The sequence below is a fragment of the Streptomyces sp. NPDC049687 genome (assembly GCF_044465285.1).
Lineage (GTDB): Bacteria > Actinomycetota > Actinomycetes > Streptomycetales > Streptomycetaceae > Streptomyces.
The window spans coordinates 560,788-576,970 of sequence record NZ_JBITLN010000001.1; the positions used below are offsets into that span (position 1 = coordinate 560,788).

Annotated in this window: 12 protein-coding genes; 7 read left to right on the forward strand and 5 right to left on the reverse strand. The window is 70.7% G+C overall.

Features of this window, described 5'->3' with window-relative positions:
* Positions 1-9 precede the first annotated feature (9 nt).
* The gene (locus ACIBVL_RS02565) at positions 10-3,009 is read right to left on the reverse strand and encodes a bifunctional [glutamine synthetase] adenylyltransferase/[glutamine synthetase]-adenylyl-L-tyrosine phosphorylase (protein WP_399090532.1); all 3,000 of its coding nucleotides are present in this window, start codon (positions 3,007-3,009) and stop codon (positions 10-12) included.
* A 159-nt stretch (positions 3,010-3,168) separates the two neighbouring features.
* Here ACIBVL_RS02565 and ACIBVL_RS02570 point away from each other — a divergent pair, with 159 nt between their 5' ends.
* Both ACIBVL_RS02570 and ACIBVL_RS02575 read left to right on the forward strand, forming a co-directional pair.
* The gene (locus tag ACIBVL_RS02570; protein WP_399090535.1) at positions 3,169-3,609 is read left to right on the forward strand and encodes a VOC family protein; all 441 of its coding nucleotides are present in this window, start codon (positions 3,169-3,171) and stop codon (positions 3,607-3,609) included.
* 210 nt (positions 3,610-3,819) lie between these two features.
* Positions 3,820-4,425: a dihydrofolate reductase family protein gene (locus tag ACIBVL_RS02575; RefSeq protein ID WP_399090538.1), complete on the forward strand. Its 606-nt coding sequence runs from the start codon at positions 3,820-3,822 to the stop codon at positions 4,423-4,425.
* 115 nt (positions 4,426-4,540) lie between these two features.
* Here ACIBVL_RS02575 and glnA read toward each other — a convergent pair whose 3' ends face one another.
* Complete coding sequence (glnA, locus tag ACIBVL_RS02580) at positions 4,541-5,902, reverse strand: type I glutamate--ammonia ligase (protein WP_399090541.1); 1,362 nt, start codon at positions 5,900-5,902, stop codon at positions 4,541-4,543.
* 321 nt (positions 5,903-6,223) lie between these two features.
* On the opposite strand from glnA, the gene ACIBVL_RS02585 reads away from it, so the two are divergent.
* Positions 6,224-7,417: a globin domain-containing protein gene (locus ACIBVL_RS02585; RefSeq protein ID WP_399090544.1), complete on the forward strand. Its 1,194-nt coding sequence runs from the start codon at positions 6,224-6,226 to the stop codon at positions 7,415-7,417.
* Positions 7,418-7,427: 10 nt separating this feature from the next.
* On the opposite strand, the gene ACIBVL_RS02590 is transcribed toward ACIBVL_RS02585, so the two are convergent.
* Positions 7,428-8,498 carry a ferritin-like protein gene (locus tag ACIBVL_RS02590; protein ID WP_399090547.1) on the reverse strand — a complete coding sequence of 357 codons (1,071 nt, stop codon included), beginning with the start codon at positions 8,496-8,498 and terminating at the stop codon, positions 7,428-7,430.
* A gap of 80 nt (positions 8,499-8,578) precedes the next feature.
* Positions 8,579-9,016: an RrF2 family transcriptional regulator gene (locus tag ACIBVL_RS02595; protein WP_399090550.1), complete on the reverse strand. Its 438-nt coding sequence runs from the start codon at positions 9,014-9,016 to the stop codon at positions 8,579-8,581.
* A gap of 161 nt (positions 9,017-9,177) precedes the next feature.
* On the opposite strand from ACIBVL_RS02595, the gene ACIBVL_RS02600 reads away from it, so the two are divergent.
* The 4 genes from ACIBVL_RS02600 (at position 9,178) to ACIBVL_RS02615 (ending at position 14,755) form a co-directional block, all read left to right on the forward strand.
* Positions 9,178-9,849 carry a DUF3105 domain-containing protein gene (locus ACIBVL_RS02600; RefSeq protein ID WP_399090553.1) on the forward strand — a complete coding sequence of 224 codons (672 nt, stop codon included), beginning with the start codon at positions 9,178-9,180 and terminating at the stop codon, positions 9,847-9,849.
* Positions 9,846-10,466 carry a DUF305 domain-containing protein gene (locus ACIBVL_RS02605; RefSeq protein ID WP_399090556.1) on the forward strand — a complete coding sequence of 207 codons (621 nt, stop codon included), beginning with the start codon at positions 9,846-9,848 and terminating at the stop codon, positions 10,464-10,466. Before ACIBVL_RS02600 ends, ACIBVL_RS02605 begins: the two co-directional genes overlap by 4 nt.
* A 186-nt stretch (positions 10,467-10,652) precedes the next feature.
* On the forward strand, positions 10,653-12,593 hold the full coding sequence (locus ACIBVL_RS02610; RefSeq protein ID WP_399090559.1) for a protease pro-enzyme activation domain-containing protein: 1,941 nt from the start codon (positions 10,653-10,655) through the stop codon (positions 12,591-12,593).
* A gap of 125 nt (positions 12,594-12,718) precedes the next feature.
* Positions 12,719-14,755, forward strand: coding sequence for an NAD(+) synthase (locus ACIBVL_RS02615; RefSeq protein ID WP_399090562.1), 2,037 nt, complete (start codon positions 12,719-12,721; stop codon positions 14,753-14,755).
* 129 nt (positions 14,756-14,884) lie between these two features.
* Here the strand turns inward: ACIBVL_RS02615 and ACIBVL_RS02620 are convergent, their stop codons facing one another.
* Positions 14,885-16,108 carry an MFS transporter gene (locus ACIBVL_RS02620; protein WP_399090565.1) on the reverse strand — a complete coding sequence of 408 codons (1,224 nt, stop codon included), beginning with the start codon at positions 16,106-16,108 and terminating at the stop codon, positions 14,885-14,887.
* Positions 16,109-16,183: the final 75 nt, after the last annotated feature.

Here is a 16,183-nt window from a genome sequence, read left to right on the forward strand (position 1 = left end):
CCGGGCTGGTCACCCTGCGTAGAACAACTGCTCCACCACTGCCCGGGCCCGCCGGGCAGTACGCCGATAATCGTCCAGCAGCTCCCCCACATGCCCGGGCACATACCCCAAGTACCTGCCCACGGCGGCCAGCTCACGGGCCTCCGAGGGGAAGGTGTCCCCGGCCCGCCCCCGCACCAGCATCACCGCGTTCCGCACCCGAGTGGCCAGCACCCAGGCCTCGTCGAGGATCTCCGCGTCCTCGCCCGGGATGAGCCCGGCCGCCCGTGCGGCCCCCAGCGCCTCCCGGGTCCGGGTGGTCCGCAGCCCGGGCTCCGCCCACCCGTGCCGCAACTGCAGCAGCTGCACGGTCCACTCCACGTCGGACAACCCACCCGGACCGAGCTTGGTGTGCAGCTTCGGGTCGGCGCCCCGGGGCATCCGCTCCGACTCCATACGGGCCTTCAGCCGGCGGATCTCGCGTACGGCATCGTCGCCCAGCCCCTCCGCCGGGTATCGCAGCGGATCGATCAGCTCGATGAACCGCCGCCCCAACTCCTCGTCACCCGCGACGGGTTCGGCCCGCAGCAACGCCTGCGACTCCCACACCAGCGACCACCGCCGGTAGTAGGCGTCGTACGACTTCAACGTCCGCACGAGCGGCCCCGACTTGCCCTCGGGCCGCAGATCCGCGTCGATCAGGAGCGGCGGGTCGGCGCTCGGGACCTGGAGCAGCCGCCGCATCTCGGAGACCACCCGGTTGGCGGCCTCGGAGGCCTCCCGCTCCTCGACCCCCTCCCGGGGTTCGTGCACGAACAGCACGTCCGCGTCGGAGCCGTAGCCCAGCTCGTGCCCCCCGAACCGCCCCATCCCGATGACGGCGAAACGGGTGGGCAGCATGTCCCCCCACCCGTCCCGCACCACGGCCCGCAGCGTCCCCGCCAGGGTGGCCGCCGTCAGATCGGACACCGCGGCCCCGACCCGGTCCACCAACGCCCCCTGATCGGGCTCGGCGGGCCGGGTCTCGGTCCCGTACGAGCTGACGATGTCCCCCGCGGCCGTACGGAACAGCTCGCGCCGCCGCACCCCGCGCGCCGCGGTGACCGCCTGCTGGGCGTTCCCGGCACGGCCGACCGTGGCCAGTATCTCCTGCTCCAGCTGCGCCCGCCCCCGGTGCTGGAGCCCTCCCCCGTCGCCGTCACCGTCGCCGAGCAGCGCGACGGCCTCGGGGGCGCGCATCAGCAGGTCGGGGGCGAGCCGCCCGGCGGACAGCACCCGGGCGAGATTCTCGGCGGCCGCGCCTTCGTCCCTCAACAGCCTTAGGTACCAAGGGGTCTTGCCCAACGCGTCCGAGACCTTGCGGAAGTTGAGCAGCCCGGCGTCCGGATCGGCGGAATCTGCGAACCACCCGAGCAGAACGGGCAGCAGAGTGCGCTGAATCGCGGCCTTCCGGGACACGCCCGACGCGAGCGCCTCCAAATGCCGCAACGCGGAAGCGGGATCCGCGTATCCCAGCGCGACCAGCCGCTCCCGGGCCGCCTCGAGGCTCAACCGGGCCTCGCCGGTGGCGAGTTGGGCCACAGCATCCAGCAGCGGCCGGTAGAAGATCTTCTCGTGCAGCCGCCGCACCATGGCCGCGTGCCGCCGCCACTCCCGGTTCAGCTCCCCCACCGGGTCGGCCCGCAGCCCCAACGACCGCCCGATCCGCCGCAGATCCTCCTCGCCCTCGGGAACGAGATGGGTCCGCCGCAACCGGTACAGCTGGATCCGGTGCTCCATGGACCGCAGGAACCGGTACGCGTCGTCGAGCTGTACGGCGTCGGCGCGCCCCACATAGCCCCCCGCCGCCAGCGCCTGGAGGGCGTCCAGGGTCGTTCCGCTCCGCAACGACGCGTCGGAGCGCCCGTGCACCAACTGCAGCAGCTGCACGGCGAACTCGACGTCCCGCAACCCACCGGGCCCGAGCTTGAGCTCCCGCTCGATCTCGGCGACCGGAATGTTCTCGACGACGCGCCGCCGCATCTTCTGCACATCGGCGACGAAGTTCTCCCGCTCGGCGGCCTTCCACACCAGCGGTTCGACGGCGGCGACGTACTCGGTCCCCAGCTCCAGATCCCCCGCCACCGGCCGGGCCTTGAGCAACGCCTGGAACTCCCAGGTCTTGGCCCACCGCTGGTAGTAGGCGAGATGACTGCTGAGCGTCCGCACCAGCGGGCCGTTGCGCCCCTCGGGCCGCAGATTGGCGTCGACGGGCCAGATGGACCCCTCGACGGTGGTCTCGGAGCAGATCCGCATCAAGTGGGAGGCGAGCTTGGTGGCGGCGCGCAGGGCCTTCCCCTCGTCGGCCCCCTCGACGGCCTCCGCCACGAAGATGACGTCGACATCGGACACGTAGTTCAGCTCGTGTCCGCCGCACTTCCCCATGGCGATGACGGCGAGCCGGCACAGAGCCGCCTCCTCGGCCGCGGCGCTCCTCGCTATCCCGAGCGCCGCGCGCAGGGTGGCGGTGGCCAGGTCGGCGAGCTCGGCGGCGGTCTCGGCGACGTCCGTCGTCCCGCACACGTCCCGCGCCGCGATCGACAGCAGACACCGCCGGTAGGCGACCCGCAACGACACCGGATCAGTCGCCTCCGCGAGCCCCCGCTCGAACTCCTCCACCCCGGGGTGCAGGTCCCGGGGCTCGTACGTGACCAGCGCCTCCCAGTCGCGCGGATGCCGGGCGAGATGGTCGGCGAGCGCGGCGGACGCCCCCATCACCCCCAGCAGGCGGTCCCGCAACGGCTTGGCCGCTATCAGCGTGTCGAGCAGTCCACGCCGCGCGGTGGGACCGGGCTGCGCCTCCAGCAGTCGTACGAGACCGTGCAGCGCGAGGTCGGGATCAGCGGTCGCCCCCAGCGCCTCCAGGAGGAAGGGATCGCTGCGCACCGGGGACAGCTCGGGTCCGTCCAACAGCCGCTCGGCGGCGGAGGGGTCCGTGAAGCCGTGCCGCAGCAGCCGTGTGAAGGTACTGCTCCTGCGCCCCGGCGCCATCCCCGGCCCTCCCTCGGATCAAGGTCGTACGCACCGAGCGTAACCCGGCCCTTTCGGTGGCGCTCCGTGCCGGATTCGGGTTCTGTGAGAGGCGTTCCGCGAGAGGCGTTCTGCGAGAAGGTTCCGTGGCGAGCGATGTCCGCGACGAAGGAGTCAGACATGGACATGACCCTAGAAGTGATCCTGCTGCCGGTGTCCGACGTGGACCGGGCCAAGGAGTTCTACCGCGACAAGGTCGGCTTCCACGTCGACCTCGACGGCGAGGTCATGGCGGGAGTACGCATCGTCCAGCTCACCCCGCCCGGCTCAGGCTGCTCGATCGCCCTGGTCAGCGGCCTCCAGGTGCCCACGGGCACCCCGCAGCCAGGCACCTACCACGGTCTCCAGCTGTGCGTCACGGACGCCAAGGCGGCGTACGAGGAACTCACCGCCCGTGGCCTCGACGTCACCGAGCCCCAGCAGTTCGCCCCCCAGGACGGCGCGACCTTCATGTACTTCAAGGACCCCGACGGCAACGGCTGGGCGATCCAGGAATACCGCCGCCGCGCGACGGAACCGCTGCACAAGGTGCTGGCAGACCTGGCGGCGCGGGGGCAGTAGGACGGGCTCGGCGAAACGCAGGGGAGCCGACGTCGGGGCCGTTCGCGAGTGGGGCTGAGCTGGTGCTTTGACAGAACTCGAGCCGCCGTTCCCCATCGCGTGGAGATCACCCGCGGCGTCATGGGATTTCTCGTTGCTCCACGGCGCGGCCGATGAGTTTGTGGCCCCTGGCCGGTCCAAGCTCGTGACACCCTGGGAAAGGACAGCGCCATGTCGGAGCTTCTCGTCGACTTCATCACCTCGCTCGACGGCCACGCATCGGGAGAGGGATGGCCCGGGTTCTGGGGCCTCGAGGGCCCGGAGTACCTCGCGTGGCTCGGCGAGCAGCCCGAGGCCACCTACCTGATGGGAGCGAACACCTACCGCCTGATGTCGGGCTTCGCGGCAGGCGAGGTCCCGAATGGCCAGGACGAGTTCAGGCCCGAAGAAGAGGCGTCCGTCGACAATCTCACGCAGGCGTCCAAGGTGGTGTTCTCCTCCTCACTCGAGGAGCCACTGACGTGGGCCAACTCCACGCTCGTCCGCGACGACGCCGTCGAGGCGGTCCGCGCCATGAAGTCGAGTGGCTCGGGGCTCCTCAGCACGATCGGCAGCCTCAGCCTGTGCCGGTCCCTGCTACGAGCCGGACTCGTCGACCGCTTCCGGGTCGTGATGTTTCCGGTGATCACCGGGGCCACAGGCGAAGAACGCATCTACGACGGCTATCCGGACGTTGCCCTCGAGATGATCGAGCACCGCACCTTCGACGGCCGCATCCAGCTGGTCGAGTACAAGCCCCGCGTGCTCGAGCACCCGCCGCTCGGCCTCCCTGCGTGACGTCGCCCCGTCCGCCGGTCCGGACGGCCAGAGTCAGTGAGACACGGTGGGGCCGACGGTCCAAGACCGTCGGCCCCCCTCGTCGAATCCGCGAGAAACCCGCCCTGACCCGCCCCTACAGCACCGGCAGGTTCTTCCGCAGCTCGAACGCGGTGACCTCGGAGCGGTACTCCTCCCACTCCTGGCGCTTGTTGCGCAGGAAGAAGTCGAAGACGTGCTCGCCGAGGGTCTCGGCGACGAGGTCGCTGCGTTCCATGAGGGTGAGGGCCTCGCCGAGGTTCTGGGGGAGCGGCTCGATGCCCATGGCGCGGCGCTCGGCGTCGGAGAGGGCCCAGACGTCGTCCTCGGCGCCCGGGGGAAGTTCGTAGCCCTCCTCGACGCCCTTGAGGCCGGCGGCCAGCAGCATGGCGTACGCCAGGTAGGGGTTGGCGCCGGAGTCGAGGGAGCGGACCTCGATGCGGGCGGAGCCGGTCTTGCCGGGCTTGTACATGGGGACGCGGACCAGGGCGGAGCGGTTGTTGTGGCCCCAGCAGATGTACGAGGGTGCCTCGCCGCCGGCGCCGGCGGTGCGCTCGGAGCCGCCCCAGATGCGCTTGTAGGAGTTGACCCACTGGTTGGTGACGGCGGCGATCTCGGCGGCGTGCTTCAGCAGACCGGCGATGAAGGAACGGCCCACCTTGGAGAGCTGGTACTCGGCGCCGGACTCGTAGAACGCGTTGCGGTCGCCCTCGAAGAGGGACAGGTGCGTGTGCATGCCGGAGCCCGGGTGCTCGGAGAACGGCTTCGGCATGAAGGTCGCCTGGACCCCCTGCTCCAGCGCGACCTGCTTCATGACCAGGCGGAACGTCATGATGTTGTCGGCCGTGGACAGCGCGTCGGCGTAGCGCAGGTCGATCTCCTGCTGGCCGGGGGCGCCCTCGTGGTGGGAGAACTCGACCGAGATGCCCATCGACTCCAGCATGGTGATCGCCTGGCGGCGGAAGTCCATGCCCACGTTCTGCGGGGTGTGGTCGAAGTAGCCGGAGTTGTCGGCGGGGGTCGGGCGGGAGCCGTCGACCGGCTTGTCCTTCAGCAGGAAGAACTCGATCTCCGGGTGGGTGTAGAAGGTGAAGCCCAGGTCGGAGGCGCGGGCCAGGGCGCGCTTGAGGACGTAGCGCGGGTCCGCGAAGGACGGGGAGCCGTCGGGCATGAGGATGTCGCAGAACATGCGGGCGGTGCCGGGGGCCTCCGCGCGCCAGGGCAGGACCTGGAAGGTGGACGGGTCCGGCTTGGCGATCATGTCGGACTCGTAGACCCGGGCGAAGCCCTCGATCGCTGAGCCGTCGAAGCCGATCCCCTCGTCGAACGCCTGCTCGAGCTCGGCCGGGGCCACGGCGACGGACTTGAGGAAGCCCAGCACGTCCGTGAACCACAGGCGTACGAACCGGATGTCGCGCTCCTCCAGTGTCCGGAGCACGAACTCCTGCTGCTTGTCCATCTTCCGCTTCCCCATCCTTGCTGGTCAGGCCGCCTGTCCCTCGTCCCGCGAGAGGCGGTCGGGCACCTGAGCATCCCACCACAACACCATTTCGTGCGCGTTGCGGACCATGATCGCCTCGGCGACCCCGGCCTGAACGCTTCACGTCCGGCAGGTGTACTGCTCTGCTGCCCATCTTGCCTGCTCGGACCGACATCCGTAATGCCCGGCCCCCTCCGTCTCTCCCCCACCGGCTTAATTTGCATCCAAGATGCAAGTTTAACTAACGTGCCGCCCAGCCGAACGCCGGCCCCACGCGCCGGCGAGCTCAGAGGAGACCCCATGCTGTCCGAGCAGTCCGCAGCCACCGTCCGCGCCACGCTCCCCGCCGTGGGCGCGGCGATCGGCGAGATCACCGAGCGCTTCTACGCCGGCCTCTTCGCCGCCCACCCCGAGCTGCTGCGCGACCTCTTCAACCGCGGCAACCAGGCCGCCGGCACCCAGCGGCAGGCCCTGGCGGGATCGATCGCCGCCTTCGCGACCCACCTCGTGGAGCACCCGGACGAGCGCCCCGACGCGATGCTCTCCCGCATCGCCCACAAGCACGCCTCCCTGGGCGTCGCGCCCGAGCAGTACGCGGTGGTCCACGAGCACCTCTTCGGCGCCATCGCCGCCGTCCTGGGCGACGCGGTCACCCCCGAGGTGGCGGCCGCCTGGACCGAGGTCTACTGGCTGATGGCGAACGCGCTGATCGCGATCGAGCGGCGGCTGTACGAGGAGCGCGGGGGCGCGGGTGAGTGGCGGCGGTGGAAGGTCGTGGAGCGCGTCGCAGAGACCGAGGACGTCGTCACCCTCCGCCTGAGCCCGCTCGACGGGGGACCGGTGCGCGACTTCCGCGCGGGCCAGTACGTCTCCGTCCGCGTCGAACTCCCCGACGGCGCGCGCCAGATACGCCAGTACAGCCTGTCCGGCGCCCCGGCCTCCGACGCCCTGCGCCAGATCAGTGTCAAGCGCGTCACCGGTGACGCCGCGACCCCGGAGGGCGAGGTCTCGAACCACCTCCACGCGCGTGTGCACGAGGGCGGTGTCCTGGAGCTCTCCGAGCCGTACGGCGACCTCGTCCTCGACGACGCCGAGGACACGCCCCTGTTGCTGGCCTCGGCCGGTATCGGCGTGACCCCGATGGTCGCGATGCTGGCCCACCTGGCGGCGACGGGCCACCGCGCCCCGGTCACGGTCGTCCACGCGGACCGCTCCCCCGCCGGCCACGCCCTGCGCACCGACCACGCGGCCTACGCGGCGAAGCTCCCGGAGGCGGCCGTGCACCTCTGGTACGAGCGCGAGGCGCCGGAGGGGGCCCGTACCGGCCTGGTCGACCTCACGGACGTGGTCGTCCCGGCGGGCACGCGCGCGTACCTGTGCGGGCCGCTGCCGTTCATGCGGGCGGTGCGGGGGCAGCTGATCGAGAAGGGTGTGGGCGCGGCCGACATCCACTACGAGGTGTTCGGGCCGGATCTGTGGCTGGCCGGCGCCTGACCCCAAGGGCTCATGGGGCGACGTAACGGAATTCCGGCCCGTACGTCGAGCCTCCGCCCTGCGGCAGGGGACGCTCCATCAGCGTCTGGGCGGGACCCTGGAGGGCGAACATCTGGCCGATGGCCTTGTTCAGGAACTCCTTCGCCTTGGCCGGTGCATCCGCCTGCCAGGCCGCCTCCAGGAACCGCAGGAGCTCGCTGTAGGCGTGGTTCACGGAGTCGAGGAGCTCCCTGGTCTCGGCGTCGGGCGCCGCGGTGCCCCCTGCTCCCCAGCCGCCGGACGGGACGGTCGCCATGGGGCGGCACACCGGCATGGGGATCGTGTCGCCGACGAACTCCCAGCGGACCGGGTCGTCCGCGGTCTTGACGAGTTTTCGGCCGTGGAAGATCTCCCGGAAGACATAGAAATGGGCCAGCTCCTCCTGCTCCCCGGGGTGCGGATTGCGGGGCGAGGCCGATGTGCCCTCGCCCTGCTCCTTGATCACTCCGATCGCCGCCTCGACGTCCGCGAGGGAGGTGAGCGCCACGATGCTGTTGCCCTGCCCGTGTTGCTGCATGTTCCGAGTCACCTGGTGAGCACCGGTGATCAGGTCGGGCCGGCTCCTGAACGCCTCCAGGACGGCGTCGTAGAAGGCCCCGATCGAGGTGTGCGTCCCGAGATGCGCCACCGGGTGATCCGGCTCCTCGATGCTCGAGTACATGTCCAGGGAATCCTTCGTGAGCCCGCTCAGGAAGACGGTCAGATCGGGCCGCACTCCACCGGGCAGCGGGCCCGGATACTTGGGCACCACCTTCTCGTCCGCCAGACGCGGGACGCCACCGATGGTGGTGAGCAGATTGCAGGCCAGGCCCAGATGTGACATCTCGTCGAAGACGACCTCGCGAATGGCCGTGAAGACGCCTTCGTCCCGGCTCGGGTCCTCTATCGACCACAGACCGCACAAGTAGGGCGGAAGGGTGGCGAGTTCCAGCAGGACCGCTTGCTGCAACGCCTGCCGCAACCACTCGGCGTCGCGTCGCTCGGCAGGCTCCTGCAGCAATTCGACGATCCTGTTGCTCCGGTAGTCGAGAAGCGCAGTCACGGAAATTCTCCTATGCGCGGACAAAAGACGGATTTCTGTCCAGTCTGGCATTGGGAGATGGTTTCGGCATGTTCGGAGTCTTATGGCGCAGGCCTGGAGATCCCCAGCAGCAGCGGCCCCGTCGGCTCCGTCACGATGTCCGCGACCGTGATCGGGTCCAGGGACACGAAGAACGCCTCCTGGGCCCGGCGGAGCGCGCCGCGCAGGCGGCAGCCCGTGTTCAGGGGGCACGGGGTCGTGCCCTCGCAGTCGACCACGTCACCGTCGCCCTCGAAGGTGCGGACCACGGCGCCCACGGACGCCGTACGGCCCTTTTCCGTCAGGGCCAGCCCGCCGCCCCGGCCCCTGCGGGCCTCCAGGAGGCCCAGGTGCTGGAGTTCGGCGACGACTTTGGCCGCGTGGGTGTAGGGGACCGCCATCGCGGCCGCCACCTCGCGTGTCGTGGGGGTGGTCTGGTCCGCGACCGCGAGGCGCATGAGGACGCGCAGGGCCAGGTCGGTGGATCGCAGCAGCCGCATGAGAGGAAGGCTAGATAATGCGCATCCTTCCTTCAAATTATCCATGGCCGTGATCTGCCTACGAGATTCCCCACCTCCCCCATTACGATCAGCGGACCCGCTGGACAGCAGAGCAACACCCCCGACCGTCCCGCCCCCTTTCCCCCAGAAGGACAGGCCTCATGGGTTCCGCCAACACGACCGGCAGCGCGGCGCGCAAGGCGCGTATAGAGGAGATGCGGCGGGCCCAGCAGGCCCGGGAGCGGCGCAACCGGTTTCTCGTCATCGGCGGCAGCGCCGTCGCCGTCGCCGCGCTGGTCGCCGGTGGGGTGTTCGTCGTGACGTCGCAGTCCGGGAAGGACGACTCGTCCGCGGCCGCCGGGGACGCGAAGTCCTCGGGGCAGTTCGTCACCGGGTCGGACGGGGTCAGGACCTGGACGGGGAAGCTGGGCCGTACGCACGTCACCAAGACCGTGAAGTACCCGACCGAGCCCCCGGTCGGCGGCAACCACGACCCGGTCTGGCTGACCTGCGACGGCACCGTGTACACCGAGCCGGTCAACAACATGAACGCCGTGCACTCGCTGGAGCACGGGGCGGTCTGGGTGACGTACACGAGCAAGGCGGACAAGGCCGACGTCGACGCGCTCGCGGCGAAGGTGAGGAAGACGCCGTACACGTTCATGAGCCCGGACGACAAGCAGGCCGACCCGATCATGCTCACCGCGTGGGGGAGGCAGCGGACGGTGACGAGTGCCGACGACCCGGCCGTGAACACGTTCTTCGAGGAGTTCGTGCAGGGCGAGCAGACGCCCGAGCCGGGCGCCTCGTGCACCGGCGGGACGATGAAGTGAGGAAGCCCGCGGGCTGGATCGCGGCGGTCACCGCGGCGGCGCTCGTCGGGGCCGGCGCGATCACCTACGCCGTCGCCGAGGACGGCGGGGCGGACACCTCGGTCCCTTCCGCCGACTCCGCCGACGCCGGGTTCGCCCGGGACATGGCCGTCCACCATCAGCAGGCCGTCGAGATGTCGTACATCGTGCGGGACCGGACGACGGACGAGGACGTGCGGCGGCTCGCCTACGACATCGCCCAGACGCAGGCCAACCAGCGCGGCATGCTGCTCGGCTGGCTCACTCTGTGGGGGCTGCCGAAGGTGTCGTCCGACCCGCCCATGACCTGGATGGGCATGGGGGACATGAGCGACGGCGAGGACGGCGCGCTCATGCCCGGAATGGCCACCGACGCCGAGATGAGGAAGCTCGGGACGCTGAACGGCAAGGCGGCCGAGGTGTTCTACCTCCAGCTCATGACCGATCACCACAAGGGCGGTGTCCACATGGCCGAGGGCTGTGTCGCCAAGTGCGCGGTCGGCGTGGAGAAGCGGCTCGCGCAGGGGATGGTCGACGCGCAGGAGTCGGAGATCCAGCTCATGGCCGACATGCTGAAGGAGCGGGGAGCCAAGCCTTAGCGCATGGTTTCCGGCCAATCCATAGGGTTTTCCCTCGACTTCGCGGACGTATCCGTCAAACCGGCTCAGAAAGCGGTCACTTGGCCGCTTCTTGGTGTTCGCATTCCCCTTGCATGAACGGTTCGTCGCAAGAGTGGCCAGCACGTCGAGTGATCCACTCGCGTCGAACCACATACAGGGGGTCCTATGAGATCCAACCGTGCCGTACGGCGCGCCGGGGTGAGCATGGCGGCGACACTGCCCATGATCGCCGGCGCGCTGGCGCTCGGCATACCCGCGGCGCACGCCGCGGACGGTCCGGCCCGTGACACGCTGGCCGGGACCAAGCCCGCGTGGGCGACGGCCAAGGCGGACAAGGGCGCGACCTCGGACAGCGCCCAGGTCTCGGCCCGTGTCTACCTCGCCGGCCGGAACGCGGGCAGCCTCGCCGCGTACGCGAAGGCGGTGTCCGACCCGAGCTCTCCCGCGTACGGCAAGTACCTCTCCGCCAAGCAGGCGCAGTCCCGCTTCGGCGCGACCGAGGCCCAGGTGGCGGCGGTCAAGGCGTGGCTGACGGCGGCCGGCCTGAAGGTCACGGGCACCAGCCGGCACTACATCTCCGTCAGCGGTGATGTGGCCGCCGCCGAGAAGGCGTTCGGCACCCAGCTGCACAACTACGCCAAGGGCTCGAAGACCTACCGCGCGCCGTCGAAGACCGCGTCGGCGCCCGCGAGCCTGGCCGGCGCCGTGCTGACCGTCACCGGCCTGGACAACGCGCCGCACAAGGCCGGCAGCAAGGATCAGCTCCCGCCGCCGGACGCGGTGTTCAAGAACTCCGGGCCGTTCTCCTCGTACTACGGCTCGAACATCGCGGGCACCCTCCCGGACGCGTACGGCACGAAGATCCCGTACGCCGTCCAGGGGTACACCGGCAAGCAGCTGCGGGCCGCGTACGGCGCGGGCAGCTACACGGGCAAGGGCGTGCGCATCGCCATCACCGACGCGTACGCCTCCCCGACGATCGCCTACGACGCGGGCACCTACGCCAAGGCGCACGGCGACGCGGCCTGGAAGACGGGCCAGCTGACCCAGGTCCTGCCGAAGAACTACACCAAGACCGAGGAGTGCGGGGCGGCCGGCTGGTACGGCGAGGAGACCCTCGACGTCGAGGCCGTGCACGCGGTCGCGCCGGCCGCGAACGTCACGTACGTGGGCGCCTCGTCCTGCTACGACGACGACCTGCTCGACTCGCTCAGCAAGATCGTCGACAACCACCTGGCCGACATCGTCTCCAACTCCTGGGGCGACATCGAGGCCAACCAGACGCCGGACCTGGCGGCCGCCTACGACCAGGTCTTCCAGTTCGGCGCGGTCGAGGGCATCGGCTTCTACTTCTCCTCCGGCGACAACGGCGACGAGGTCGCCAACACCGGTACGAAGCAGGTCGACACCCCGGCCAACTCGGCCTGGGTGACGGCGGTCGGCGGTACCTCGCTGGCGGTCGGCAAGGGCGACAAGTACCTGTGGGAGACCGGCTGGGGCACCGAGAAGGCCCTGCTGTCGGACGACGGCAAGAGCTGGACCAACTTCCCCGGCGCGTTCACCTCGGGCGCGGGCGGCGGCACCAGCAGGACCGTCGCCGAGCCGTACTACCAGAAGGGCGTCGTCCCGAACGCGCTGGCCACGGCCAACAACGCGGCCGGCAACCGCGTCGTCCCGGACATCGCGGCGATCGCCGACCCGAACACCGGCTTCAAGGTCGGGCAGACCCAGACCTTCCCGGACGGGTCCGCGCAGTACAGCGAGTACCGCATCGGCGGCACCTCGCTGGCCGCGCCGGTCATCGCGGCCGTCCAGGCTCTCGCCCAGGAGGCGCGCGGCGGCACGGCGATCGGCTTCGCCAACCCGTCGATCTACTCCAAGTACGGGTCGCGGGTCTACCACGACGTCACGGACAACCCGACGGGCTCCGGTCTCGCGGTCGCGCGCGTCGACTTCGCCAACAGCTTCGACGCCGCCGACGGCCTGCTGACCTCCGTCCGCAGCCTCGGCAAGGACAGCTCGCTGTCCGCGGTGAAGGGCTACGACGACGTCACCGGCGTGGGCACGCCCACGAACGGCTACGTCGAGTCGTACAAGCGCCGCTGAGGCACCGCCGGCCACGGCAACCTGAGGGGGCGCGGGGTGTGTTCACGCCGCGCCCCTTCGCCGTGCGTGGCACGGCCCACACCCCGCACCACCCATCGCGTCGCTCTGACGATTACACTGGGCCCGTGCCTGCCTTGAACTTCTGGTCGATCTATCAGCACGGCTTCGCACGCGTCGCCGCGTGTACGGGTCACACCGTCATCGCGGACCCGCACGCCAACGCCGAAGCGGTCCTGCGCCACGCCCACCGGTGCGCCGAGGAGGGTGTCGCCGTCGCCGTCTTCCCGGAGATGGTGCTGTGCGGCTACTCGATCGAGGACCTGCTGCTGCAGGACGCACTGCTCGACCAGGTCGAGGAGGCGCTCCGGGAGGTGGTGGCCGGGTCGGCCCGGCTGCTGCCGGTGCTGGTCGTCGGTGCCCCGCTGCGCCACCGCAACCGGATCTACAACTGCGCGGTGATCGTGCACCGCGGCCGCGTCCTGGGTGTCGTGCCCAAGTCGTACCCGCCGAACTACCGGGAGTTCTACGAGCGTCGGCAGATCGCCGACGGCGCCGACGAGCGTGGCGGGTCGATCCGCGTCGGCGGCGAGTCGGTGCCCTTCGGCGTGGATCTGCTGTTCGCGGCGGACGACGTCCCGGGTCTCGTGCTGCACGCGGAGATCTGCGAGGACATGTGGGTGCCGGTGCCGCCCAGCGCGGAGGCGGCCCTCGCCGGGGCGACGCTCCTCGTCAACCTCTCGGGCAGCCCGATCACGGTGGGGCGCGCCGAGGACCGCAAGCTGCTGTGCCGCTCCGCGTCCTCCCGCTGCCTCGCCGCGTACGTCTACGCGGCGGCCGGACTGGGCGAGTCGACCACCGACCTGTCCTGGGACGGCCAGGCCATGGTCTACGAGAACGGCGTGCTGCTGGCCGAGACCCAGCGGTTCCCGCTCGGCGACGAGTACGCGGTGGCCGACGTGGACCTCGACCTGCTGCGGCAGGAGCGGCAGCGGATGGGCACGTTCGACGACAACCGCCGTACGCACCGCGCGCGGACCGGCGACTTCCGGACGGTCGCGTTCGAGCTCGATCCGCCACTCACCGACCTGGGGCTGCGCCGTCGCGTGGAGCGCTTCCCGTTCGTGCCGGCCGACGCCGAGCGCCTCGCCCTGGACTGCTTCGAGGCGTACAACATCCAGGTCGAGGGCCTCCAGCAGCGGCTGGCCGCGATCGGCGGCCCGAAGGTGGTCATCGGGGTGTCCGGCGGTCTCGACTCCACGCACGCGCTGATCGTCGCCGCCCGCGCGATGGACCGCGCGGGCCGCCCGCGCAGCGACATCCTGGCCTGGACGCTGCCCGGCTTCGCCACCAGCGACCACACCAAGGACAACGCCCATGCGCTGATGCGTGCCCTCGGCGTCACGGCGGCCGAGCTGGACATCACGCCGACCGCGCGCCTGATGCTGAAGGAGATGGGCCACCCCTTCGCCTCCGGCGAGCCGGTGTACGACGTCACCTTCGAGAACGTGCAGGCCGGGCTGCGCACCGACTACCTGTTCCGGCTCGCCAACCAGCGCGGCGGCATCGTGCTCGGCACCGGCGATCTGTCGGAGCTGGCGCTCGGCTGGTCCACGTACGGCGTGGGCGACCAGATGAGCCACTACAACGTCAACTCCGGTGTGCCGAAGACGCTGATCCAGCATCTGATCCGCTGGGTCATCAGCAGCGGCCAGTTCGACGAGGAGACCGGCAAGATCCTCGCCGCGATCCTCGACACCGAGATCAGCCCGGAGCTGGTGCCGGGCGAGGAGATGCAGTCGACCGAGTCGAGGATCGGCCCGTACGCGCTGCACGACTTCACGCTGTTCCAGGTACTGCGCTACGGCTTCCGGCCGTCGAAGATCGCCTTCCTGGCCTGGCACGCCTGGCACGACCCGGAGACCGGCGCCTGGCCGCCGGGCTTCCCGGAGGCCAAGCGGGTGGCGTACGAGCTGCCGGAGATCCGGCACTGGCTGGAGGTCTTCTGCCGCCGATTCTTCGCGTTCGCGCAGTTCAAGCGCTCGGCGATGCCGAACGGACCGAAGGTCTCGGCCGGCGGTTCGCTCTCGCCGCGCGGTGACTGGCGCGCGCCGTCCGACAGTTCGGCGACGGTCTGGCTGCGGGACCTCGCCCGCTTCGACTAGGGCGTGTGGTGAAAGGAGCGTCGTCCGCCCGCAGGGCGGGCGGGACAAGACGCGCGTCCGGCGCCGGCGGTACCGCCCTCAGGCGCCGGACGGGCCGAGAAGGCCCGACCGGCGTGCGCGTGGTGGGCGTCAGTGGTGGAGCGCCTCCGCCTGCTGCGGCACATGCGTCGCGACGATCCGCTCCCGGCCGGCCACGCCCGTGGCCGCCCGGCGCCGGTCCACGCCGTACGCCACCGCCGCCATCGCCAGTCCGAGCGTCGCCAGAACCGCCCCCGCCGACGCCGGGGACGTGACGCCGAAGCCCGCCGCCAGGGTGAGGCCGCCGAGCCAGGCGCCGCCGGCGTTCGCGAGGTTGAAGGCCGCCTGGTTGGCGGAGGAGGCCAGGGAGGGGCCCGACGCCGCCTTCTCCAGGACCATCAGGTTCAACGGGGTACCGGCCACGAACGCCGCCACGCCGAGCAGTACCACGGCCAGCGCCCCGCCCCACCGCGTCGTCATCAGCAGCGGGAAGAGGGCCAGGACCAGCGCCAGCGCCACCAGGCCGCCGAACAGCGTGCGGCGCATGGCGTGGTCGGCGAGGCGGCCCCCCAGGAGGTTGCCGATCGTCGCGCCCACGCCGAACAGCGCGAGGAGCAGGGTCACGCTGGAGTCGGCATAGCCGGCGGCGTCGGTCAGCATCGGCGTGATGTAGCTGTACGCGGAGAACAGCGCGCCGAAGCCCGCCACCGTCGTGCCCAGCGCCAGCCACACCGGGAGCGACTTCAGGGCCGCCAGTTCGCCGCGCAGGCCCGCCGCGGGGGATCCGGCCATGTGGCGCGGGATCAGCAGCGCCAGCGAGGCTATCGCCGCCAGGCCTATCGCGCTCACGCCGAGGAACGTCGCCCGCCAGCCCAGGTGCTGGCCCATGAGGGTGGCGGCGGGGACGCCCGCGATGTTGGCGACGGTCAGGCCGAGGAACATCAGCGACACCGAGCGGGCCTTGCGTTCCGGCGCGACCAGGTTGGTGGCCACCACCGCGCCCACGCCGAAGAAGGCGCCGTGCGGGAGGCCGCTGAGGAAGCGGGCGGCCAGCAGCCAGTCGTACCCGGGGGCGAGGGCCGACAGGGCGTTGCCCGCGACGAAGAGTCCCATCAGCGACATCAGCAGGGTCCGGCGTCCCATCCGGGCGGTCACCGCGGCCAGCAGCGGGGCGCCGATGACGACGCCGAGGGCGTACGCGGAGACCAGGTGTCCCGCGCTGGGGAGGGAGATGTGCAGGTCTGCCGCTACGTCGGGCAGCAGGCCCATCATCACGAACTCGGTGGTGCCGATGCCGAAGGCACCCACGGCGAGGGCGAGCAGGGCCAGAGGCATGAGGGGACGCAGCCTTTCGGGTCGGGGATTGCTTCCATCGTATGTTCAACGACGGAACAAACTTTCCCCGGTCCG